Source organism: Tessaracoccus sp. O5.2, from assembly GCF_964266725.1.
Taxonomy (GTDB): Bacteria; Actinomycetota; Actinomycetes; order Propionibacteriales; family Propionibacteriaceae; genus Arachnia; species Arachnia lapidicapta.
The window spans coordinates 209431-231415 of the sequence record NZ_CAXWGV010000001.1 but is presented as its reverse complement, the minus strand read 5'-3'; the positions used below and the strand labels follow the sequence as shown (position 1 = coordinate 231415).

The following is a 21985-nucleotide window of genomic DNA, read 5'->3' as shown; positions in this document are numbered from 1 at the left end:
GTGAGTTACGTCACGCCCGACGGGCGTGACCGCGGGCCCTGTCACAATCGTCGGCATGGATCTCGGCCTACTGCTCATGCTCATCATCGGAGCGGTCGTCATCGGCGCCGCCGCGTGGGGCATCCACCGGCACCTGTACGTCAAGCAGCTGCGCGAGCGAGGCTGGACGTTCGTCACGTCACCGTCGATCGCGGTGGCGTTCGGGCTGAACGTGCCGCCGTTCGGGCTCGGCTTCAGCCGCTCCGTGGACGACCAGGTGACCGGGCAGGCATCCGACGGCACCCCGTTCTCCGCGTTCCGCTACAAGAGCTCGCAGTGGCGTTCGGGCGGGTACGTCGTCACGATGCCACTGCCCCACAGCCTCATGGAGGGCGAGGTGTCCCACGGCGACGCGCCCCAGCTGCGGCTCGGCGATTTAGTCACGCTCGGGCCGGTGACGGCGTCGGCACCCGACGCCGAGTACGCGGCGATCCTGGCCGAGGCCGCCGCCCCCGCGCTGGCGGGCCCGTACCGGGTGAGCGTCGACGGCGACCGGCTCGTCCTCATCGACGCGCCGAAGCAGGCCGACCAGCTGGCCGCGGCGATCGAGATCCTCGCGGCGGTCCGCGCCCGGCTGCGGGCGTCGCGGGCGATGGAGTTCGCGGCTCCCCCGCCGCCGTCGTCGCTCAGCTTCCACCAGCGCCCCTCCTGGACCTACGTCCCCCGCGACGACTCGTACCTGGAACTCCTCGAGCACACCGGCGGCGGCCGCAACCACAAGGCCGTCGACATCATCCATTCCGAGAACGCCGGCATTCCCTTCGTGCGGCTGCGCCACGAGTGGGAGACCACCCACACCCGCACCGACGCGCAGGGCCGCACGCACACCGAGACCCGCCGGCACAGCGAGGAGCTGTGCGAGTTCCGCACGACGTTCCCGTTCGGCGACATCAGCGTCAACTGGGGCCTGTTCGGGGCGGCGCAGTCGTTCGAGTGGGAGGAGTTCAACCGGCGGTTCAAGGTCCGCTGCCCGAACCCGAGGTTCGCGTCCGACGTCGTGCACCAGCGGCAGATGGAGTGGATGCTGGCGGTGCGGGCGCCGTCGTTCCAGGTCGAGGGGTCGCGGATCCGGGTGGGCGACGGCGGCCAGTGGCTCCCCGACGACATCGATCGCGCGTCCCAGTTCCTGCACGGCTTCTTCGGGCGCGTGCCGGACTTCGTGTGGCAGCAGCTGGGGGCGTGGCCGCGCCCGCTCCCGGAGCTGGCCGGGCGCTGATCAGGCCAGGGAGGCGAGCTCGGCGCCGATGACGGCCCCGGCCTCGCGGCACTGCTCCTCGGTGACGTCGAGGTGGGTGACGGCACGCAGCGACGTCGGGCCGAGCACGCTGATCCGCACGCCGCGCTCGGCGAGCCGCGCCGTGATCGCCGGCGCTCCCGGCGTCGGGATGAGCACGATGTTGGTCTCGACCCCGGCCTCGTCGACGGCGCCCGGGCAGGCCTCGTTGATGGCGGCGGCCAGGGTGCGGGCGGCGCGATGGTCGTCGACGATGCGGCCCATGTTCTCCCGCACCGCGACCAGGCCGGCCGCGGCGAGCACGCCCGCCTGCCGCCACCCGGCACCCAGGCGCTTGCGCTGCTCCCGCGCCCGCGACATCTGCTCGGCGGTGCCCACCAGCACGCTGCCGATAGGGGCGCCAAGACCCTTCGAGAGGCAGAAGCTGACGGTGTCGAACAGGCGGCCGTAGTCGCTGAGCGGGCGGCCGGTCACGGCCACCGCGTTGGCGAGGCGGGCGCCGTCGAGATGCGTCGCGACGCCGAGGTCGCGGGCGCCGTCGCTCAGGGCGACGAGCTGCGCGTAGTCCTGCACGGTGCCGCCGCCGAAGTTGTGCGTGTCCTCCACCTCGAGGCACGCGGTCTCGACGAGGTAGGGCCGGCAGTTGACCGCCACCAGGTTGAGGGCGTCGTCGGCGACGAGGCGGCCGCGCTCGGACACCCAGGTGCGCATCGTCACGCCGTGCAGCGCACCGTGGGCGCCCATCTCGGCGCGGGCGATGTGGGCGTAGGCGTCGCAGAGGACCTCGCGGCCGGGTGCGGTGTGCAGCCAGACGCCGAGCAGGTTACTGAGCGAGCCGGTGGCGCAGAACAGCGCCGCCTCCTTGCCGAACAGCCCCGCGACCTCGGCCTCAAGCTCCGCGACCGTGGGATCCTCCCCGTACACGTCGTCGCCGACGGGGGCCTCGGCCATGGCCGCGAGCATCGCGGCGCTGGGGCGGGTGACGGTGTCGGAACGCAGGTCGATCACGTCGCGGGGTCCGGTCACAGTTCCTTGGCCCTGAACTCCTGGACGGGGTTCACACGGCCCAGCCGCCCCGAGCGCAGGCGCTTGGCGACGGTGAACGCCAGCTCCAACGACTGGTTGCGGTTGAGACGTGGGTCGCACACCGTCTCGTAGCGGTTGGCCAGGTCGTCCTCGCCGAGGTTGAAGATGCCGCCGACGCACTCGGTGACGTCGTCGCCGGTCAGCTCGACGTGCAAGCCGCCGGGCCAGGTGCCGAGCTGCTCGTGGACGTCGAAGAAGCCGTTGACCTCGTCGACGACGTCGGTGAAGGAGCGCGTCTTGTAGCCGTTGGCGGCCTCGAACGTGTTGCCGTGCATCGGGTCGCACACCCAGGCAACCTTCCGGCCGGTGGCCTCGATGCCGGAGATGACGCCCGGCAGGACGTCGCGGACCTTCTTGGCGCCCATGCGGGTGATGAAGGTGATGCGGCCCGGAACGCGGTCGGGGTCGAGGCGGTCGGCGAGCTCGATGGCCTGCTCAGGGGTGGTGGTGGGGCCGAGCTTGATGCCGAGCGGGTTCTGCACGCGGCGCAGCAGTTCGACGTGCGCGCCGTCGAGCTGGCGGGTGCGCTCCCCGATCCACAGCATGTGGCCGGAGCAGGTGTAGAGCTCCTGCGAGCGGGAGTCGACGCGGGTGAGCGCGCGCTCGTACTCGAGCAGCAGCGCCTCGTGGGAGGCGTAGAAGTCGACGGTGGACAGCGAGTCGTCGTGGACGCCGCACGCGACCATGAAGGCGAGCGCGCGGTCGATCTCGGAGGCCAGCTCCTCGTATTCGGCCTCGACGGAGGAGTCGCGGACGAACTGGGCGTTCCAGGTGTGGACGCCGCGCAGGTCGGCGAAGCCGCCCTTGACGAAGGCGCGGACGAGGTTGAGCGTGGCGGCCGACGCGTTGTAGACGCGCAGCAGGCGCTGGGGGTCGTGGGCGCGGTCCTCGGGGGTGAAGCCGAAGCCGTTGATGGCGTCGCCGCGGTAGGCGGGGAGGGTGACGTCGCCGCGGGTCTCGGTGTCCTTGGAGCGCGGCTTGGCGTACTGGCCGGCGATGCGGCCGACCTTCACCACGGGCACCTGCGCCGCGTAGGTCATGACGACGGCCATGGAGAGCTGGACGAGCAGCTTGGACTTGATGTTGGTGGCGGTGACGGCGTCGAACGTCTCCGCGCAGTCGCCGCCCTGCAGCAGGAAGGCGCGGCCTTCGGCGACCTCGGCGAGCTTCAGGCGCAGGTCGTCGCATTCGCCGGCGAAGACGAGCGGGGGCAGCGCTTCGAGCGCGTCGATCGTCCGATCCAGGGCGGCCTGATCCGGGTAGGTCGGCTGCTGGATCATCGGCAGCGCGCGCAGTTCTTCCCGGGAGATGATGCTCGACATGGTGCGTAGGTTACTGCACCGTCGGAACGGGCCCCGCCGCGCGGACCCCCCGTGGACCCCTCGCTCCCCCGGCTCGCTGAGGTGACCCCGGCCCGCCCACTGAGGTCGCGCCGTTCCGCTGGCTGAGGTCGCGCCATTCGTTCGGTGAGGTCGCGCCATTCGTTCGCTGAGGTCGCGCCATTCGTTCGCTGAGGTCGCGCCAGTCGTTCGCTGAGGTCGCGCCAGTCCGTTCGCTGAGGTCGCGCCCGACGGCGAAGCCGTCCGGGCGAGTCTCGAAGCCGACGCCGCAGGCGTCGATCCCCCAACCCCAGCACGAATAGCAGCCCCACTCGGACCCCAGCCCGGCATAGGACGTTGAGCGCGCACTTCGACGGCGTGTCGTGCAGGTGGCGCGGCGAGCGTTTGGGTCGAAGCCGACGCCTTCCCCGCTCGCTGAGGTCGCGCCTGACGGCGCAGCCGTCCGGGCGAGTCTCGAAGCCGACGCCTTCCCCGCTCGCTGAGGTCGCGCCCGGTGCGCAGCAGCCGGGCGAGTCTCGAAGCCGACGCCGCAGGCGTCGATCCCCCAACCCCGGCAGCTGAACGCCCTACTCCGAAGGGTCGTGCAGCCCCTGGTCGATCGCGTACAGCGTCAGCTCCACGCGGTTATGCAGCTGAAGCTTCCTCAGCACGTTGTGCACGTGGTTCTGCACCGTGCGGTGCGACACGAACAGCTCGTCCGCGATCTCCCGGTACGCCATGCCCTTCGCGACGCGCCGCAGCACCTCGATCTCCCGCGACGTCAGGACCGGCCCCTCCTGATTCAGCGACCGCGCCGTGCTCACCATGCGCCGGAACTCTCCGAGCACCAGCCCCGCGAGCCCGGGCGTGAACACGGCGTCGCCGGCGGCGGTGCGGCGGACGCCGTCGATCAGTTCGGCCTTCGACGCGGACTTCACCAGGTAGCCCTTGGCGCCGGCCTTCATGGCGCGCAGGACGTCGTCGCGCTCCCCCGAGGCGGACATCACCAGCACCTGCAGGTCCGGCAGCTCGCCGAGGAGGTGTTCGATGCAGGTGGCGCCGTCGGGTTCGGGGATCTGCAGGTCCATGACCACGACCTCGGGCCGGGTCGCCCGCGCCCGGGCGAGGCACTCGGTACCGTTCTTGGCCACCGCGACGATGTCGAAGCCCTCCTCGGACAGGTCCTCGCTCAGGGCCTCGATCCACATGGGATGGTCGTCGACGAGCATCACGCGGCGCCGCATGGGTGCCTGGGTGTTCATCATCTGGCGCGGTCTCCTGCCTCGACGTCGATCGGGATCCTCAGTTCCCATTCGGCACCGGCACCGGGCGACGACTTCAGCAGCGCGCTCCCGCCGAGGGCGGTGATGCGGCCGACGATGGAGCCCTTGATGCCCATTCGACCGGCCTCGGCCGCCTGGGTCACCTGCTCGGCACTCATGCCGACCCCATTGTCGCGGACCCAGAGGATCACCTCGCGGTCCGTTTCCTGGTCCAGCAGGATCCAGGCCTGCGCGTCGGGGCCGGCGTGGCTGCGGACGTTGGTGAGGATCTCGCTCAGCGCCGACTCCACCTCGTCGACGACGGCGCGAGGCGCCATGACCAGGCTGGCCATGGTGGAGACGGTGACGCGGGCGGACTGGTACTTGTCGAGGGCGGCGGCGAGGTCGACGAGGTTGTCATGGTCAGCGTCCACGACTTCGCGGTCCTGCAGCAGCGCCCGCAGCTGCGCCTCGGACTCGCGGGCCAGCGCCGCGAGCCGCGCGCCCCGCTCCCCCATCTCGGGTCCCTCGCGCTCAACCAGCGCGAGGACCTGGAGGGCGCCGTCGTGCACGATCCGCGACAGTCTTTCGCGCTCGGCCAGGGCCGCGGTCCGGACGCGTTCGCGCTCGTGCTCCATGATCGTGGCGCGGAACTGCTGGATGAGGACGCCGAGGCAGGCGATGAGGACGACGGTGACGAACGACGCGCCGAGGCGCTGCAGCTCGAAGTGCTCGGGCACGCCGAGGAGTGCTGCCGAGGTGGCGAGTGCGAACACGACCCCCCACGGCGTGGAGAGAAAGATCGCGGCGTACGCGGCGCAGCCAGCGGCCCAGTACCCGGCCATCGACAGCGGCGACCCGCCCGGCGGCACGACCAGCACCGTGTACAGGATGATGGTGACGGTCATGCCGAGGTCGGCGAGGTGCGCGCGGACGGTCCGGTTGGCCGGGTCCATCATCCACCAGGAGATGAACACGTGCCAGACCGTGAGTGCGACCGACGCCGCCGTGACGCCGATGGGGCCGTACGAGTAGGGGATGACGTAGAACATGTTGACGAAGACGGCATGGAGCCCGAGCAGGGAGCGCGCGACGACGGCGACGGCGTAGACGCGCCCGAGGAGGTCGTATCGGTCACGGAAGCCGACGACGGCCTGGCCGCCCGGCCATGCCGCGGACCGGGCCCGGCGCGTGGTGGTGAGGGCCTGCTCAGGCACCCGCGTCCCTGGGTTCGAGCTGCGGCTTGTCGCCGCCCCCTGGGCGCGGCAGGACGAAGGCGTCCGAGCCGCCGTCCTTGAGGTCGCCGGACTTGACGCGGGTGGCGTAGACGTCGACGTATTCCTGCCCGGTGAGCGCCTGGATGGAGGCGAGCACCTCGTCGGTCACCCAGCGCAGCACCTTGGTGTTGCCGGGGGCGTGGGCGAACTCGGGGAACCGCAGGGGCTTGCCGATGCGCACGACGGGGCGCTTGGCCCACGGGATCCCGAACGGGCCCTTGTAGGACTTCGTCCCCACGACGCCGACGGGGATGATGGGGACGTCGTTCTGCAGCGCGATCCGCGCCATGCCGGTCTTGCCCTTGTAGAGGCGCCCGTCCGGGGATCGCGTGCCTTCGGGGTAGATGGCGACGACGTTGCCGGCGGCGAGTTGGTCGGAGATCGCGCCCAGGGCGTCGGCGCTGGCGCGGCCGCCGCTGCGGTCCATGGGAACCATGCCGACGACCTTGAGGAACCAGGCGATGATCTTGGCGCCGACGCCGCCCTGGCCGGTGAAGAGCTCGGCCTTGGCGGGGAACGTGAGGGGTCGCGGCATCATGGCGGGCACGACGAGGGAGTCGAGCGCGCCGATGTGGTTGCTGACCAAGATGGCGCCGCCGGTGCGGGGGAAGTTCTCAGCTCCGATGACCTTGGCGCGGTAGCCGAACCGCACCAGGGGATGGAAGATGAGGGCCTTGAAGAAGCGGTACCACATGCCCGGCAGTCTAGGGGACCCTCCGGTCCCCGCCCCGCCCGCGCGACACCTCCTCGACCCGCCCCGCGCCTGACGGATCCCCACCCCTTCCTGCACGACACGCCGTCGAACTTCCCCACCGACCCCCTATATCGCCTCGGCACTCGAGTAACCCTGTCATTCGTGCTGCGTCCCCGACGGCGCGACAAGTCCCCCGACGGCGACGCCCCCGCGACACCGACCGCGCCGTATCCTCAAGCCATGTTCTCCTCTCGCCGTCCCGCGCCCCACGTCTGGCCCGAAGCCCGCCCGCTGCACCTCGGCGACGGCGACGTCGGCGTCGTGCTCGCCCACGGCTTCACCGGGTCCGTCGCCTCGATCCGGCCCTGGGCGGAGGCGCTCGCGACACCCGACGACGGCTGGGCCGGCGCCCGCGTCGTCGCCCCTCGCCTGCCGGGACACGGGACGTCGTGGCAGGACATGGCGCGCACGCGGTGGTGGGACTGGTACGCCGCCGTCGAGGACGCCTACCTGCACCTGGCGGCGGAGCGGCGACTGGTGTTCGTCGGCGGGCTGTCGATGGGTGGGGCGCTGGCGCTGCGCCTGGCCGCGCGGCACAAGGTCGCGGGTGTCATGCTGGTGAACCCGGCGATCGCGTCGCGGGATCTCCGAATCGCCGTCGCGTCCCGGCTGCGGTGGCTGGTGCCGCCGCAGAAGGGCATCGCGTCGGACATCGCCAAGCCCGACGTCGTCGAGCCCGCCTATCCCAAGTTCTCCGTGCGCAGCCTGGGCTCGATGACGGATCTGTGGCGTGAGGCGCGGGCCGGGCTGCGTGGCGTCGAGGCGCCGGTGCTGCTGATGCGCTCGCCGCAGGACCACGTCGTCGACGACCTGAGCGCCGAGCTGATCCGCCGCGACGTGCGCGACGTGCGGGTGGCGTCGCTGGACCGCAGCTACCACGTCGCGACGCTGGACCACGACGCGGACCTGATCGTGGCGGAGTCGCGGCGGTTCATCGCATCGCTGAGCTAGCCCTCGCGCCACCGACGGCACCAATCGCAGACACACTCGACCCCCGAGCCCGTAGAGGGCATCGGGGGTCGAGTTCTGCTGCTATTCGTGCTGCGGCGCGGACCCGCGACTCAGCCGACGACCCGGCGCACGCCCGTGATCGGCATCGAGTGCAGGCCGGCGGTGTTGACGCCGGTGCGGGGGTTGGCGGCGTGGACGATGCGCCCGTTGCCGATGTACATCGCGACGTGGCTGACGGGGCTGTAGTAGAAGACGAGGTCACCGGGCTTGATGTCCGACAGCGGCACGCGGTAACCGGCGCCGGAGTACTGCGCCCGCGACGACCGCGACAGCGTGATCCCCACCTGGCGATAGGCGTAGCTGGTGAGGCCCGAGCAGTCGAAGGTGCTGGGACCGGAGGTGCCCCACACGTAGCGGCTGCCGACCTTGGCCAGCGCCGCGTTGACCGCGCCCTGCGCCCGCGACGACGCCGGCCCGCTGCTCACCGCAGTCTCGGCAGCCGGAGCGCTCGACGACGCGGCGGCCGACGACGATGTCGCCGCCGTGTCCCGCGACCGGCTCGTGCCCGCCGCGGCGGCCGCGCGGGCCTCGGCCTGGCGCTGCGCCTCCTCGGCGGCGCGCTGGCGCTCCTCCTCGATGCGGGCGAGGCGCTCGCGCTCCTCCGCGGACAGGCGGTCGTACACGCGCTGGGCGGCGACCTCCTTCGCGTCGTAGGACTTCGCCAGTTCGGTCTTGGCCGCGACGTCCTTCTGCAGCGCAGCCTCCGTCGCGGCGGCGTCCTCGCGGAGAGTGTTGAGCTTGGCCTGGTCCAGCTGGAGCTGCTGCACGCCGGCGTTGGAGCGCTCGAGTTCGCTCTGGTAGGTGGCCAGGCCGCTGAGGAAGTTGTCCGACGACCCGCTGGCGAGCAGCTGGGCGGTGACGCTGATGGAGTCCTGCTGCATCTGCAGCGCGGCGACGTCGCCCATCTGGTCCGCGAGGGTGGCGACCTTCGCCTCCTGCACCTGCAGGTCCGCGGTCAGGGTCTTGAGCTTGGCCTCGGCCAGCTGCACGCGCTCGTGGGCCTCGATCAGCTGCTGGTCGATCGCCGAGGCCTCCTGGTGGATCCGGGCCAGTTCCTCACGCGCCTTCTCCACCGCTGCTGGATCGGCTTGGGCGGCGATGCCCGAGGTGGCGAGGATGGCGGCTGCCAGGCCGGCGGCAATAGCGAGTCGAACTCGGTTCACGTCATCTCCAGATGGAAGGACAAATCTGAGAGAATCTTAAGCGCGTTTCAGGCTCTTCTCAAACTGCTCGTCGATGCGTCTCCCCACCCCGGGCTGGACCCCCAGTGGGACCGGCGTGTCGCCCGGCGAGCCGGCAGCCCCGGCCAACCGCAGCGGCGGAACCAGTCCGGCGTCGGCGAGGACGGCCAGCGCGCTGCGCTCCTCGTCCTCGAGCCCGACGTCGTCCGGCGCCCCGAGCAGCAGCGAGATCACGCAGTCGGCGCACCCGGCGCCTCGGGCGGAGCAGGTGGTGCAATCAACATGGAGAGTTGCCATGGCGCCACCCTGCCCCCACCCTCCGACATTTCTGTCACCCCCACCTTCTACTGTCTGCCCCATGCCGGACATCTCCCCCGCACAGCCGTCCTTCGAGGACCTCGGTGTGCATCTCTCGGACGTCACCTTCGTGGTGGTGGACCTGGAGACGACGGGGGGCGGGGCCGATTCGGAGATCACGGAGGTCGGCGCGGTGAAGGTCCGCGGCGGGCAGGTCGTCGGCGAGTTCCAGACGCTGGTGCGGCCATCGGCGCCCATCCCGCCGATGATCCAGGTCCTCACCGGCATCACGAACCAGATGGTGGCGTCCGCTCCCCCGCCGTCGCAGGTGCTGCCCGCGTTCGCGGAGTTCGCGGCCGGGGCGGTGATCGTGGCGCACAACGCCCGCTTCGACACCGGCTTCCTGCGCCGCGGCTACGAGGAACTGGGCATGCCGTGGCCGCGCCCCACCGTCGTCGACACCGTCGCGCTGGCCCGCACCGCCCTGCTGCGCGACGAGGTGCCCAACTGCAAGCTCGCCACCCTCGCGCGGTACTTCCGCGCCGCCACCGAGCCCAACCACCGGGCGCTCAGCGACGCCCGCGCCACCGTCGACGTCCTGCACGGCCTCCTGGAGCGGGTCGGCAACCTCGGCGTGCACACGTTGGAGGACCTGACGGAGTTCGCGCTGCAGGTGTCGCCGGACCGCCGGGCCAAGCGCACGTGGGCGAGCAACGCCCCGGAGTGCGCGGGCGTCTACTACTTCTACGCGGACTCGACCACGCCCGAGGGCGAGGCGAAGCGGGAGGTGCTCTACGTCGGCAAGTCCACCAACCTGCGCCGCCGGGTGCGGTCCTACTTCTCGGCGGCGGAGAAGCGCGGGCGGATCCACGAGATGGTGCGGGTGGCGTCCGGCGTGGAGTTCGTGCCGTGCGCCACGGACCTCGAGGCGGAGGTGCGGGAGCTGCGGATGATCGAGTCGCTGGCGCCGCGCTACAACCGCCGGTCGAAGAACCAGCGCAAGATCAGCTGGCTCAAGCTGACCGACGAGGCGTTTCCGCGGCTGTCGATCGTCACGAAGGTCCGCGAGGACGGCACCTACTTCGGCCCCTTCCGCTCCCGCGACGCGGCCGAGGAGGCCGCCCTCACCCTTTACGACGCCTTCCTCCTGCGCCGCTGCACCACGCGGCTGTCGCCGCGGAAGGAGTCGACGGCGTGCGCGCTGGCGGAGATGGGGCGCTGCGTCGCGCCGTGCCGGCTGGGCGACGGCGCCGCCGCGTATCCCGCGATCGCGCAGGCCGTGACCGACAGTTGGCTCAGCGACGTCCGCCCCGTCCTGCGCAGCGTGCGGCTGCGGATGCGCAAGCTGGTCGAGCAGGAGCGGTTCGAGGAGGCCGGCACGATCTCGGACCGGTTGACCGCCTACTACCGGACCTCCATCAGGTTCCACCGGATCCGGTCGCTGGCCCTGTGCCGGCAGCTGGTCGCGGCGGTGCCGTCCGCGCACGGGTGGGACATCCACGTCATCCGCTACGGCAAGCTCGCGGCGGCCACGACGGCGCCGTCGGCCCGGGCTCGGCTCGCGGCCGAGGAGGCCGCCGCCACCGCCGAGACCGTCCTGCCACCCAGCGGGGGACTGCCGGCGGGCAGCGTCGAGGAGGCGGAGCGGATCGCGGCGTGGCTGGAGCTGCCCGGGGTGCGGCTCATCGAGACCGACGGCGACTGGGCTTGGCCCGTCAACGCCGGGCTGCCCGAGGGCGCGCTGGCGGCGGAGTTGCTCGGCCCAGAGCCGTGCCTGCCGCTGGAGCCGGCGATCTGCCTCGCCTCCTGACCCCTCCGCGCGCCTCAGCGCCGGCGGAACCTGCCCGGCACTACGGTGATCACACGGGGCGGGCGACGACGCCAGCCCGCGGCACCGCACGGAAGGCACCGCCATGAATCCTGACCTGGCCGACCTGGCCGACCTCCCCGTCGGGCTGCTCGTCGCCCTCGGCGTCCTGGTCGTGGTTGAGATGGCGCTCCTCGTGATTGCGCTGCTCGCATGGGCCCGCACCCCCGAGACGCACATGCCGCCGCCCAACAGGTGGGTGTGGCTCGCGCTCATCCTGTTCCTGCAGATCCTCGGCCCCATCGCGTTCCTCATCGCGCGCCGCGGCCGCGCCCGCGCCGTCGGTGCGAGCTACGACGAGCCCACCCCGCCAGCCCGTCGCGCGGCCCGGCAACGCGCCGACGACACCGTCGACCTCCTGTACGGCGACCGCGAGGACGACAAGTGAGCGTCGTCGAGACCCGCGACCTCACCAAGCAGTACGGCACCGTCCGCGCCCTCGACGGCGTGTCCCTCACCGTTCCCGAGGGGTCGGTGTTCGGGTTCCTCGGCCCCAACGGAGCCGGCAAGACGACGATGCTGCGGATCCTCCTCGGCCTGGCCCCGCCGACGGCGGGCAGCGCCAGCATCTTCAACCGCGACACCTCCACCGAGCGCGACGCCATCCACGCCCGCGTCGGCTTCCTGCCGGACGTGCCCGGGTTCTATCCGTGGATGACGGGCGCGGAGTTCATGCGGTTCGCGGGGTCGCTGTTCGCGATCCCCGAGCCCCAGCTCACTCAGCGGACGGACGCTCTGCTCGACATGGCCGGCCTGGCGGGCAACCGCAACCCTGTCGGCGGCTACTCGCGCGGCATGAAGCAGCGGCTGGGGATCGCGCAGGCGCTCATCAACGCCCCTGACCTGCTGATCCTGGACGAGCCGACGTCGGCCCTCGACCCGCTCGGGCGCGCGGATGTGCTGCAGATGATCGCCTCGCTGCGCGGCCGCACCACGGTGCTGTTCTCCAGCCACCTGCTGGGCGATGTGGAACGCGTCTGTGACCAGGTCGCCGTCCTCGACCGCGGCCGCCTCGTCGTCCAGGGCACCGTCGACGAACTGCGGCGCTCGCACGGCGGGTCGACGACGGTGCGGATCGCGGTGACCGACGGCATCGGCGCGCTGGTCGCCGCATTGGAGGCCGAGCCGTGGTGCGTGCGGCACACGCCTGTGCCCCACGACGGGCAGGCCACCGACGTCGTCGTCAACGACCTCGACGCCGCCCGCCAGGCCCTGCCCGGGCTGCTGGCCCGCCTCGGGTTGGGGTTGCGGCGCTTCGACGAGCTCGAGGTGTCGCTGGAGGACGTGTTCGTCGGACTGGTGGGGGTGGACCGGTGAGGAGCTTCCGGGCGCTGCTGGCGAAGGATCTGCTGGAGATCGTGCGGACGTGGCGGATCTGGGTGGTGCCAGGGATCCTGCTCTTCTCCGCCGTGTCGGGACCGCCGACGGCGGCGTACACGGCCGAGCTGCTGGCGTCGCTGGGTGGCGACGTGTTCGCCGGGATGCTGCCCGATCCCACCTGGGTGGACTCCTACGCGCAGTGGACGAAGAACCTGAGCCAGTTGGTGGTCTTCGCACTCATCATCGCGCTCGGCGGGGCGATCTCCGGCGAGAAGCGGGTGGGGACGTCGATCATGGTGCTGACCAAGCCGGTGTCGCGGGCGGGGTTCGTGCTCGCGAAGTTCGTATCGACGGCGATCCTCCTGGTCGCGGCGACCGCGCTGACGATGCTCATCACCTGGGGGCTCACGCTCATCTGGTTCCCCGACGCCCCGTTCGGGCCGCTGGTGGCGGCGACGGCGGCCTGGCTCCTGTTCGCGCTGCTGCTGGTGGCGGTGGTGCTGCTGGGGTCGGCCGCGGTCGATTCGGGCGCGGGAGCGGCCGGGATCGGGTTGGGGTTCTTCTTCCTGCTGATGCTCTCGGGTGTCTGGGGTCCGATGCTGCGCTGGACGCCCGCGGGGATGGCGGGCGCCCCGGCGGCGCTGGGCGCGGACCTGGAGGTCGAGGTGCTGTGGCCGGCGGTGACGACGGCGATCCTCACGGCTGTGCTGGTGTGGGCCGCGGTGAAGGTCTTCGAGCGCCGCGAACTCTGACTCTCGATCCCTGAGGAGCCCGCGTCGCCTCCCCGATCCCTGAGGAGCCCGTGTCGCGAAGCGACGGCGGGCGTCTCGAAGGGTCGTAACTCTCACGCCCCGATCCCTGAGGAGCCCGCGTCGCGGAGCGACCGCGGGCGTCCACTCGCTCCCTGAGGAGCCCGCGTCGCGGAGCGACCGCAGGCGTCTCGAAGGGTCGTAACTCTCACCCACAGGCAGTCCCGCGGACAACTCGGGCCACGACCCTTCGAGACGGGCCACGCCGCTTCGCGGACGGCCCTCCTCAGGGAGCGGGGGACGGAAAACGCCCGCCGGCATCAGCCGACGGGCGTCCGCGAGTTAGGTCAGGCGACCGTCACCTTCTCGATCACCACCGGCTCGACCGGCTTGTCACCGAAGGAGGTCTTCGTCGTCGCGATCGCGTCCACGACCTTCTGGCTCGCCTCGTCCTTCACCTCACCGAAGATGGTGTGGCGACGGTTCAGGTGCGGCGTCGGCGCGACCGTGATGAAGAACTGCGACCCGTTCGTGCCCGGCCCGGCGTTGGCCATCGCGAGCAGGTAGGGCTTGTTGAAGCTCAGCTCGGGGTGGAACTCGTCACCGAAGGTGTAGCCCGGCCCGCCGCGACCGTCACCGCGCGGGCAGCCGCCCTGGATCATGAATCCATCGATGACGCGGTGGAAGGTGAGGCCGTCGTAGAAGTTGCCGGTGGTCTTCTCCCCGGTGGACGGGTCGGCGTATTCCTTGGCGCCGGTGGCCAGCCCGACGAAGTTCTCGACGGTCTTGGGGGCGTGGTCGTCGAACAGCTCGATGACGATGTCGCCGTGGTTGGTGTGGAGCGTAGCGGTGCTCACGCTGGGTCCTTTCGGTTGCCTCCAGATGGACTGCTCCAGTCTGGCAGAGCGGGCAAGCCCCGCGCCGTCACTCCGACGGCGGGACCTCGCTCTCGGCGGCCGCGGCGCGGATCTGGTCCTCGATGTCTGCGACGAAGTCCTCCACCGCCTCGAGTCCCGTGACCGGGCCGCCGGCGATCAGCCCGTCGGCGCCGAGCAGCACTGCCGCGACCTTCCCCGTGGCCCCGAGCGCCCGGGCGGCGAATCCGCCGTGGTCGTACAGCGCGGTGGACTGCACCTCTGCGGGGACGGCGGCGGGGTCCCGGGGCCGGATTGACGGAACGAGCCGCACCTCCAGCACGGGCAGTCGCTGCTGCCACTCGGTGATGCTGGCGATCGCGTGGCGTGCCGGGGAGCAGAGGCAGTCGATGGTGACCAGCAGCTGCGCCTGCTGGGACGCGACCTGGCGCAGGGTCAGAGGTTCGCCGTCGGCGTCGATGAGGACGGCGTCCGGGATGGGACGGCGGACGTAGTCGTCCGGCTCCTCCTCCACGGGCGCCGCAGGAGCCTCGACGGCGGGCTCGGGCTCGACCCGCCCCCGGATCAGCTCCTCAACCGCCGCCGGCCCCACGGCCGGTTCCCCCACCGGCACGCCCGCGGCGTCGAGTTCGATGGCCGACGGCGTCCGCGACCCCACCAGCGTGTGCGCCACGTTCGACCCCCAGTCCTCGTGCAGCAGCGCGAGGCTCTCCCACTTGGGGTCGTCGACGGCGTGCCCCGCGGGCCTCATCGGCACGACGGTGCGGCCAGGGTTCTCGGCCAGCCAGCCGGGCAGGGCCGCCAGCACGCGCTCGCAGCCGCCGCAGCCGGAGACCACCGACAGCAGCACGATCCCGCCGTGCCGGGCGGCCAGCTTGCGCAGCGTGATCCTCTCCCCCGACGAGACCTCCCAGATCGTGAGCGTCGGCGCCACCGACGCCACCCCGCCCGACGGCGACTCCCCGCCACCCGCGAGCGACAGCACCGCCACCACGGCCGCCAGCGCCGCCATCGCGATCCATCCCCACCCGGCGGCCGGCTGCGCGTAGATCGACACCCCGGTGACCGCGCCCACCAGCCCCAGCACCGACGTCACCAGCAGCAGCACGTTGCGCAGCAGGGTTCGGCGGGTCACGCCGTCGCCGCCGAGCGCCCCGAAGCAGTGGCAGCGGACGGGCTCGTCGAAGGTCAGGGCCCGCGCGATGACCACGGTGTACGCCGCCATCAGCAGCGTGGCCGCCGCCGCGGCGATCACCAGCACCCATCCCGCGCCCACGATCAGCAGGACAGCCAGCGCCAGCTCCCCCCACGGCAGCAGCACGGGCGCCGGGGACCGCCGCAGCCATCCGGGCAGGCGGAGGGCCTGGAACGCGTCGCGGGTCTCCTCCGGGGAGCGGAGCTTGGCCGCCCCCGAGATGGCCAGCAGGACGGCGACGGCCAGGTTCCCCAGCACCAGATAGCTCACGAATGGATTATTGCCGATCCCCTGACCCCCGAACCCCCTTGCGCGAACCCCACAAAGCGGTAGCGTGGAACTGCTCGACTACGAGCCACAACCATGGGAGGTACTTGTGAAGAAGTCACAAGAGCTGAAGAAGGCCGCCGCTGAGTCCGCTGCCGCCGCCGCCGAGTACAGCCAGCACGCACTCAAGGAAGGCATCGAACGCGCCCAGATCCTGCTCGACGAGGCCCGCCTGCAGGCCGGCCCGTTGCTGCACGACGCGAAGGTCCGCAGCGCGGACTTCGCCGCGCGCCGTCTGGACGACCTCGAGCCGCGCATCAAGGACGCCCTCGACAAGGTCGCCCCCGCGGTCGACGCAGCCCGGGAGAGGCTCGAAGACGATCTTCTGCCGAAGCTGCAGGAAGCTCTGCACCACGCGGCGGCCTCGCCGGCTGTCGCCGAGGCCACGAAGCGCGGCACGGCCGCTGTGGCCGCCCTCAAGGGTGAGCTGGGGGTCAAGCCCAAGAAGAGCAAGATGAAGGCGTTCGGCAAGTTCCTCGCCATCTCCGCCATCGTCGCCGGCGCCGTCGCTGCGGTCCGGCACTTCCTGGCCCCGAAGGACGACGGCTGGACGGCGCACGAGCCGTCGAAGGCGTACGTCAACAACAACGACACCTTCTCCAACGCGGCGAAGTTCGCCTCCGACACCGCCCCCGAGGGCGAGCCCGACGAGGTGGCCACGCCGGCCGAGGACATCGCCAACGACACCCAGTCGGCGGACGTCGAGGAAGCGGTGGCCGCGGAGGATGCGGTGCTGTCGGAGACCACCGCCGAGGATCAGCCGTACCACGACGGCGGCACCCCGGAGCCGGTGGAGGAGCCCGGAGTCGCGGCGACGGCATCGGCCTACGGTGACGACGCGTACGTCGGCTCGGAGCCCCCGGAGGGTTTCACCATCAAGGGCAACGAGCGGTCGAAGAAGTACCACCTCGAGGGCAGCGCCGGCTATGAGCGGACGATCGCCGAGGTGTGGTTCAAGTCGGAGGAGGCGGCACAGGCCGCGGGCTTCACGAAGGCCCAGCGCTAGTCGCAGCTGACCCGACGACGAGGGCGGCGCTCCCACCATGGGGGCGCCGCCCTCGTTTGTCCCGTCAGCCGCTGTACCAGTTCGTACGGAACCTCCCCGTCAAGCTCCGTCATGAGCCGAAAATGACCCCGCCCCCGCCTACCGTCATCTCCAGCGGGATCCACGCTGAGCAGCTGCCGACCCACGCCCCGTCTTGACCTGCGGGTGCGTAGGAGGCGCTCACGGGAGCCGGGTGGAATGAAGATTCGTGGAGAAACAAACTACTTTGTCAGCTACGAGCCGGGGGACCTTGGGGGGTCACCTGCCCGGCCAACGGTCACGCAGGTGGTGACGAAGCACATCATCGGACTGCCCTCGTTCTGGCGCCGTTCGCTCCTGATGGCATGGGACCTCATCTCGTGGATGATCGCGCTGCTGGTGTTCGTCATCATCCGATACGACCTGCGGCTGACCACGGCCCAGTGGTCGTGGTCGCTCCTCTACACAGCGGCCGCCATGACCCTTCAGGCTGCGCTCGGCCTCGTCACCCACGTGTACCTCGGTCGCAGTCGGGTGGGATCCTTCAGCGAGGCGAGTTGGGTCGGCGGCCTGGTCCTCCTGACCGGTATTCCTCTCGGCCTGATCTTGAGCGTGGTTTCGCCCGACTTCCCGCGCGGCATCGCCCTCATGGCCCCGCCGCTGGCGCTGACGTTCATGGCTGCGGGCCGCTGGCTGTTCCGCATGATGCTGACGTCCAGCTTGCCCCGCACGCTCAGCGACGACGCCGTCCCGGCCATCGTCTACGGCGCCGGAGAGGCCGGCCACCAGGTGGCGATGCTGGTCGACAAGGCCGAGGTCTCGCCCTACCGGATCGTCGGCTTCGTCGACGACGACCCCACCAAGCGATGGCTGCGCGTCCGTGGCTACCGTGTGCAGGGGCTCGGCAGAGACCTGGTGTCCGTGGCGCGCGATCGCGGCGCCGAACTGGTGATCCTCGCCATCTCGAACGCCTCGCCCCAACTCATCCAGAGCGTCTCGGACCTATGCAAGGCGCACAGTCTTGCGCTGGTCGTGATCCCGCCGGTCCGCGAGATGATCGGCGGCCAGATCTCTCTGTCGTCGCTGCGTCAGTTCAGCGTCGAGGACCTCCTCGGCCGACGACCGGTCACGACGGATCTCGGGGCGATCGCCGATTACCTCACGGGCAAGGCGGTTCTGGTGACCGGAGCCGGCGGCTCCATCGGCGCCGAACTCGCCCGCCAGCTGCACAGACTCGGCCCATCGAAATTGATCCTTCTCGACCGTGACGAGTCAGCTCTCCACAGCGTCCAGCTGGACATCTATGGAAACGGGCTGCTCGACACCGACGACATGGTGCTGTGTGACATCCGCGACCATGAGGCGTTGTGCGCGGTCTTCACACACCACAGGCCCGACGTCGTGTTCCACGCGGCAGCGCTCAAACACCTCCCGATGCTGGAGCGCTTCCCCGATGAGGGGTGGAAGACCAACGTCCTTGGCAGCCTCAACGTCCTGAAGTGCGCTCACGACGCCGGAGTCAGGCACTTCGTCAACATCTCAACAGACAAGGCAGCGGACGCATCCTCGACCCTCGGGCGAACCAAACGGCTCGCGGAACAGCTCACGGCCTGGTTCGCCGACGAGTACCAACTCCCGTACGTCTCGGTCCGATTCGGCAACGTTCTCGGATCCCGTGGATCGGTGCTCCACGCCTTCAAGGCTCAGATCGAGCGCGGTGGTCCTGTCACTGTGACCCATCCCGACGTCACCCGCTACTTCATGACCATCCCCGAGGCCTGCGAACTGGTGCTTCAGGCGGGCGCCATCGGACGTCCCGGCGAGGTGCTGGTGTTGGACATGGGGCAGCCCGTCAAGATCGTCGACGTCGCCGAGCGGCTCATCGCCGAGTCCGGACAGGCCATCGAGATCCACTTCACGGGGCTCCGCCAGGGCGAGAAGCTGCACGAAGTGCTGCTCAGCGACGCCGAGGACCGCGCACCCAGCGCCCACCCGCTCATCAGCCAAGTCCCGGTACCGGCACTCGACCCAAGTGAGCTTCCGTCCCACAGACGGACCGCACGGATTGAGGAGTCGACGGCGTCGCTGGGTCGTCTGACGAATTCCGCCTGACGCGTCACGGCAGTAATGGAACTCAGCCGTCGTGGGTCCGCCGCCTCGCATGAGCACGATGCGTTGTCAGGGCAGATTGTGCCACCGCTAGCGGCCCATCGTCCGCCTACAATAACGTGACTCTGGGTTCAGGCTCATCGGCCGGGAAGAGGGACATGAAGGCACTGCGCAACGCCGGCACGCTCAGCGTGGTCGGCCTCATCGTCCTCGGTCTCGTGGCCCTCATCCTCAGCGCGCTGGCGCTCACGCGGTTCGGCGGCGTCGAGGCCTCGCCCGCGCCGTCGTCGACCCCCGCCGTCGGCAGCGCCACACCGTCGGCCGTCGATTTGCCCGATCCGGAATCCTCAGCCAGCCCCTCCCCCGGCCCCGAGCCGAGCGAGGACCCTGGCGCATCGGCAGGGACCGGCCCCACCGTCGTGATCATCGGCGACTCCAACTCCGTGGGCGACGAGGCCGACACCTGGGTCGGCACCGCCGCCGAGGAACTCGGCTGGGGCGACGTCGTCAACCTCTCCGCTCCCGGCCGCGGCTACCTCTCCGTGCCCCGCTCGTGCGAGGCCGGCCCCTGCGCCACCTTCATCGACAGCATCTCCGCGATCGTCGAGGCCGGGCCGGACGTCGTCGTCACCTTCGGCGGCACCGCCGACGGCGACTACAGCCTGGCAGAGCCCGCCGCCGCCTACTTCGAGGCACTGCGCGAGGAACTCCCCGACGCCGATCTCATCGCGATCAACCCCGTCACCACCGACGACACCGCCGAGTACTGGCTCACCCTCCACGGCCGCACCATCCGCGCCGGCGTCGAGGCGGTCGACGGCACGTTCGTCGACGTCGGCCAGCCCGGCGTCGGCGACGGCGAGACGCTGTCCAGCGAAGCGCAGGCCCACATCGCGCAGCAGGTCGTGGACCAGCTCAGCTAGCCCAGCACCCTCCGAAAGGGACCCGTGCACGAACTCCGCATCAACCAGACCGAGATCCCGGGCCTGCTCGTCCTGCACCTGGGGGTCCAGTACAACGACGACGGCTGGTTCAAGGAGAGCTGGCACCGCGCCACGATGACCGCGCTCGGGCTGCCCGACTTCCACCCGGTGCAGTTCAACGTCCGCCACGTCGAACAGCGCGGTGTCACGCGCGGCTTCTACGCCGAGCCGTGGGACCGGCTCATCACCGTGGTGCGGGGCCGGGCGATGGGCGCCTGGGTGGACCTGCGCCCCGGGGCGAGCTACGGCCGGACCGTCACCGCGGACCTCGACCCCGCCGTCGCCGTCTTCGTCCCCCGCGGCGTGGCCAACGCGCACCAGATCCTCGAGGACCACACCACGATGGCCGTGCTGCTCGACCATCACTGGACGCCGGAGGCGCGGAAGCGGTACTCCACGGTCGACCTCTTCGACCCGCGGCTCGCGATCCCGTGGCCGATCAGCCGCGACCGCGCGATCGTCTCCCACAGCGACTCCCTCAACCCGCTGCTGGCCGACGCCACGCCCTATCCGCCGCGGCGCACGCTCATCGCGGGAACCGATACTCCCCTGGGCCGGGCGCTGCTCGGGGCGTGGCCGGGTGCGACCGGAGTGCCGTCGTCGGCGCTCGACGCCGAGCTCGACGTGACCGAGTACGCGACGGTGGTGCACGCCGTCGGTGGGGCTGGTGGGGTTGCCTGGGATCCACCGGGCTGGTCCGTCGTCGCGGGACGGGCGCAGCGGCTCGCGGGCCTGGCACGGCAGCACGGGTTGGGCTACGTGCAGGTGTCCGCCGATTGCTCCTTCGAGCGGGACGCACCCGAGCACGCGGAGACCGATCGGCTGATCCTCGCGACCGGGCATGGTCAGGCGGTTGCCGTTGCCGAGGTGGTCGCCGGCGGGGTGCCGCGACACCTCATCGTGCGCACCGGTTGGGTGCTCGGGCCGGACGAGGGGTTCCTGCACGACACCGTCGCCGCCGCTCGCCACGGCCGGCCTCTCACGGTCGACGGTGACGCGCGCGGCAGGCTGACGTACGCGTCGCAGGTGGTGGCGGGGATCCGGCATCTGCTCGACGTCGGCGCCGAGGCCGGGGTGTACAACCTGACCGGTGATGGCAGGGCCGTGAGCTGGCTGGACGCCGCGCGCCGGATCTACCTCGTCATGGGCGCTGATCCGGGGTTGGTGGACGCAGGAGCCGGGGGCGACGCCGGGGCCGGGGCGCTGCTCGACCTCGCGCGGATCAAAGCCACCGGGTTCCGTCCCGGGAACAGCTGGTTGGAACTGACGGACCATGTGCCGCGGGGCGGGTCGGTCGGGGGTGCCTCCGCCTCGGACGCTGTGGTCCCGGGCGGGTCAGGGCCCGGGGCGGCTGGGTCCGCGGACGTCGCCCCCGCACGGGCCGTCCCCCGGGGGGCGTTCCGGGTGCTGTTCGTGTGCACGGCCAACATCTGCCGGTCGGCGTACGCGGACGTCGCGGCCAACGCCGCGGCGCCGTCGGGGCTCGAATTCGCCTCCGCCGGGATCCGAGCGCTGGTCGGTGAGGGCATCGACCCGCCGATGGCCGCGGAACTGCACGGTCGCGGGGAGCCGGACGCGCACGTGGCGCGCCAGCTGACCCGCCAGATGGTCGAGGACGCGGACCTGATCCTCACCATGGCCGCCGAGCACCGCCGCTACATCCTCGACGAGTGGCCCGGGCTCGGGCGGAAGGCGTTCGTCATCGGGCATGTGTCGCGGGTGCTGGCGGACGCGCCGGAGGGCACGACGCTGGATGGCGTCGTCGACTATCTGTGGCGGCACCGGACGTCTGAGGAGAGCGACGAGGTCGCGGACCCGTATCGACGGGGCGCCGAGGCCGCGGGGGTCACGGCGCGGGCGATCGACGGACATCTGGAGGTCATCGTCGGGGCGTTGTCGCGGATGGCGTGAGGGTTGGGGTTACGACCCTTCGAGACGATCGCCGCTTCGCGTCGATCTCCTCAGGGATCGAGGGGGCGATCGGCGCTTCGCTGGCGGGCCTCCTCAGGGATCGGGATAGACGATCGGCGCTTCGCCGGCGGGCCTCCTCAGGGATCGAGGGGGGCGATCGCCGGT

19 protein-coding genes are annotated in these 21985 nt (G+C 71.1%); 10 read left to right on the top strand and 9 right to left on the bottom strand.

The genetic code is table 11. From position 1 onward, the window contains the following. Positions 1-55 precede the first annotated feature (55 nt). On the top strand, positions 56-1255 hold the full coding sequence (locus ACFQPD_RS01165; RefSeq protein WP_385897523.1) for a hypothetical protein: 1200 nt from the start codon (positions 56-58) through the stop codon (positions 1253-1255). Here the strand turns inward: ACFQPD_RS01165 and ACFQPD_RS01160 are convergent, their stop codons facing one another. The 5 genes from ACFQPD_RS01160 to ACFQPD_RS01140 all read right to left on the bottom strand — a co-directional run bounded on the left by ACFQPD_RS01160 (position 1256) and on the right by ACFQPD_RS01140 (position 6911). After that, positions 1256-2299, bottom strand: coding sequence for a threonine aldolase family protein (locus tag ACFQPD_RS01160; protein ID WP_385897521.1), 1044 nt, complete (start codon positions 2297-2299; stop codon positions 1256-1258). Continuing rightward, a complete protein-coding gene (locus ACFQPD_RS01155; RefSeq protein WP_068752445.1) occupies positions 2296-3681 on the bottom strand; it encodes a class II 3-deoxy-7-phosphoheptulonate synthase in 1386 nt (461 codons plus the stop codon). The genes ACFQPD_RS01160 and ACFQPD_RS01155 overlap by 4 nt, the downstream gene beginning before the upstream one ends. Before the next feature lie 584 nt (positions 3682-4265). Next, positions 4266-4943 (bottom strand): response regulator transcription factor, encoded by a 678-nt coding sequence (locus ACFQPD_RS01150; RefSeq protein ID WP_141680127.1) that lies wholly within the window; start codon positions 4941-4943, stop codon positions 4266-4268. Then, a complete protein-coding gene (locus ACFQPD_RS01145; protein WP_385897517.1) occupies positions 4940-6157 on the bottom strand; it encodes a sensor histidine kinase in 1218 nt (405 codons plus the stop codon). The genes ACFQPD_RS01150 and ACFQPD_RS01145 overlap by 4 nt, the downstream gene beginning before the upstream one ends. Next, positions 6150-6911, bottom strand: a complete 762-nt coding sequence (locus tag ACFQPD_RS01140) for a lysophospholipid acyltransferase family protein (protein WP_385897514.1) — start codon at positions 6909-6911, stop codon at positions 6150-6152. The genes ACFQPD_RS01145 and ACFQPD_RS01140 overlap by 8 nt, the downstream gene beginning before the upstream one ends. Before the next feature lie 240 nt (positions 6912-7151). On the opposite strand from ACFQPD_RS01140, the gene ACFQPD_RS01135 reads away from it, so the two are divergent. After that, positions 7152-7922, top strand: coding sequence for an alpha/beta hydrolase (locus ACFQPD_RS01135; protein ID WP_385897511.1), 771 nt, complete (start codon positions 7152-7154; stop codon positions 7920-7922). 110 nt (positions 7923-8032) lie between these two features. Here ACFQPD_RS01135 and ACFQPD_RS01130 read toward each other — a convergent pair whose 3' ends face one another. Further along, positions 8033-9145, bottom strand: a complete 1113-nt coding sequence (locus ACFQPD_RS01130) for an NlpC/P60 family protein (protein ID WP_385897508.1) — start codon at positions 9143-9145, stop codon at positions 8033-8035. Positions 9146-9181: 36 nt separating this feature from the next. Beyond that, complete coding sequence (locus ACFQPD_RS01125) at positions 9182-9460, bottom strand: hypothetical protein (RefSeq protein ID WP_385897506.1); 279 nt, start codon at positions 9458-9460, stop codon at positions 9182-9184. A 61-nt stretch (positions 9461-9521) separates the two neighbouring features. On the opposite strand from ACFQPD_RS01125, the gene ACFQPD_RS01120 reads away from it, so the two are divergent. The 4 genes from ACFQPD_RS01120 to ACFQPD_RS01105 all read left to right on the top strand — a co-directional run bounded on the left by ACFQPD_RS01120 (position 9522) and on the right by ACFQPD_RS01105 (position 13399). Further along, positions 9522-11270: a DEDD exonuclease domain-containing protein gene (locus ACFQPD_RS01120; protein ID WP_385897505.1), complete on the top strand. Its 1749-nt coding sequence runs from the start codon at positions 9522-9524 to the stop codon at positions 11268-11270. Between the two features lie 103 nt (positions 11271-11373). Further along, positions 11374-11715 carry a PLD nuclease N-terminal domain-containing protein gene (locus tag ACFQPD_RS01115; RefSeq protein ID WP_385897503.1) on the top strand — a complete coding sequence of 114 codons (342 nt, stop codon included), beginning with the start codon at positions 11374-11376 and terminating at the stop codon, positions 11713-11715. Beyond that, complete coding sequence (locus ACFQPD_RS01110) at positions 11712-12644, top strand: ABC transporter ATP-binding protein (protein ID WP_385897500.1); 933 nt, start codon at positions 11712-11714, stop codon at positions 12642-12644. The genes ACFQPD_RS01115 and ACFQPD_RS01110 overlap by 4 nt, the downstream gene beginning before the upstream one ends. Then, positions 12641-13399: an ABC transporter permease gene (locus tag ACFQPD_RS01105; RefSeq protein ID WP_385897498.1), complete on the top strand. Its 759-nt coding sequence runs from the start codon at positions 12641-12643 to the stop codon at positions 13397-13399. The genes ACFQPD_RS01110 and ACFQPD_RS01105 overlap by 4 nt, the downstream gene beginning before the upstream one ends. A 344-nt stretch (positions 13400-13743) precedes the next feature. On the opposite strand, the gene ACFQPD_RS01100 is transcribed toward ACFQPD_RS01105, so the two are convergent. After that, positions 13744-14253 (bottom strand): peptidylprolyl isomerase, encoded by a 510-nt coding sequence (locus ACFQPD_RS01100; protein WP_068752436.1) that lies wholly within the window; start codon positions 14251-14253, stop codon positions 13744-13746. 67 nt (positions 14254-14320) lie between these two features. Beyond that, entirely contained in the window at positions 14321-15736 is a 1416-nt protein-coding gene (locus ACFQPD_RS01095; protein ID WP_385897496.1) for a MauE/DoxX family redox-associated membrane protein, read from the bottom strand. Positions 15737-15842: 106 nt separating this feature from the next. Here ACFQPD_RS01095 and ACFQPD_RS01090 point away from each other — a divergent pair, with 106 nt between their 5' ends. The 4 genes from ACFQPD_RS01090 (at position 15843) to ACFQPD_RS01075 (ending at position 21820) form a co-directional block, all read left to right on the top strand. Beyond that, positions 15843-16799, top strand: coding sequence for a hypothetical protein (locus ACFQPD_RS01090; protein WP_385897493.1), 957 nt, complete (start codon positions 15843-15845; stop codon positions 16797-16799). A gap of 324 nt (positions 16800-17123) precedes the next feature. Next, positions 17124-18929 (top strand): polysaccharide biosynthesis protein, encoded by a 1806-nt coding sequence (locus tag ACFQPD_RS01085; protein ID WP_385897491.1) that lies wholly within the window; start codon positions 17124-17126, stop codon positions 18927-18929. Positions 18930-19084: 155 nt separating this feature from the next. Further along, positions 19085-19849 carry a hypothetical protein gene (locus tag ACFQPD_RS01080; RefSeq protein ID WP_385897489.1) on the top strand — a complete coding sequence of 255 codons (765 nt, stop codon included), beginning with the start codon at positions 19085-19087 and terminating at the stop codon, positions 19847-19849. Between the two features lie 24 nt (positions 19850-19873). Further along, positions 19874-21820 (top strand): dTDP-4-dehydrorhamnose 3,5-epimerase family protein, encoded by a 1947-nt coding sequence (locus ACFQPD_RS01075; protein ID WP_385897487.1) that lies wholly within the window; start codon positions 19874-19876, stop codon positions 21818-21820. The last annotated feature ends 165 nt before the right edge of the window (positions 21821-21985 follow it).

Bases quoted from the DNA above. Each gene is read 5' to 3' on its own strand.
- ACFQPD_RS01165 (WP_385897523.1), top strand. From the start codon at position 56: ATGGATCTCGGCCTACTGCTCATGCTCATCATCGGAGCGGTCGTCATC.
- ACFQPD_RS01155 (WP_068752445.1), bottom strand. From the start codon at position 3,681: ATGTCGAGCATCATCTCCCGGGAAGAACTGCGCGCGCTGCCGATGATC.
- ACFQPD_RS01150 (WP_141680127.1), bottom strand. From the start codon at position 4,943: ATGATGAACACCCAGGCACCCATGCGGCGCCGCGTGATGCTCGTCGAC.
- ACFQPD_RS01140 (WP_385897514.1), bottom strand. From the start codon at position 6,911: ATGTGGTACCGCTTCTTCAAGGCCCTCATCTTCCATCCCCTGGTGCGG.
- ACFQPD_RS01135 (WP_385897511.1), top strand. From the start codon at position 7,152: ATGTTCTCCTCTCGCCGTCCCGCGCCCCACGTCTGGCCCGAAGCCCGC.
- ACFQPD_RS01125 (WP_385897506.1), bottom strand. From the start codon at position 9,460: ATGGCAACTCTCCATGTTGATTGCACCACCTGCTCCGCCCGAGGCGCC.
- ACFQPD_RS01120 (WP_385897505.1), top strand. From the start codon at position 9,522: ATGCCGGACATCTCCCCCGCACAGCCGTCCTTCGAGGACCTCGGTGTG.
- ACFQPD_RS01115 (WP_385897503.1), top strand. From the start codon at position 11,374: ATGAATCCTGACCTGGCCGACCTGGCCGACCTCCCCGTCGGGCTGCTC.
- ACFQPD_RS01080 (WP_385897489.1), top strand. From the start codon at position 19,085: ATGAAGGCACTGCGCAACGCCGGCACGCTCAGCGTGGTCGGCCTCATC.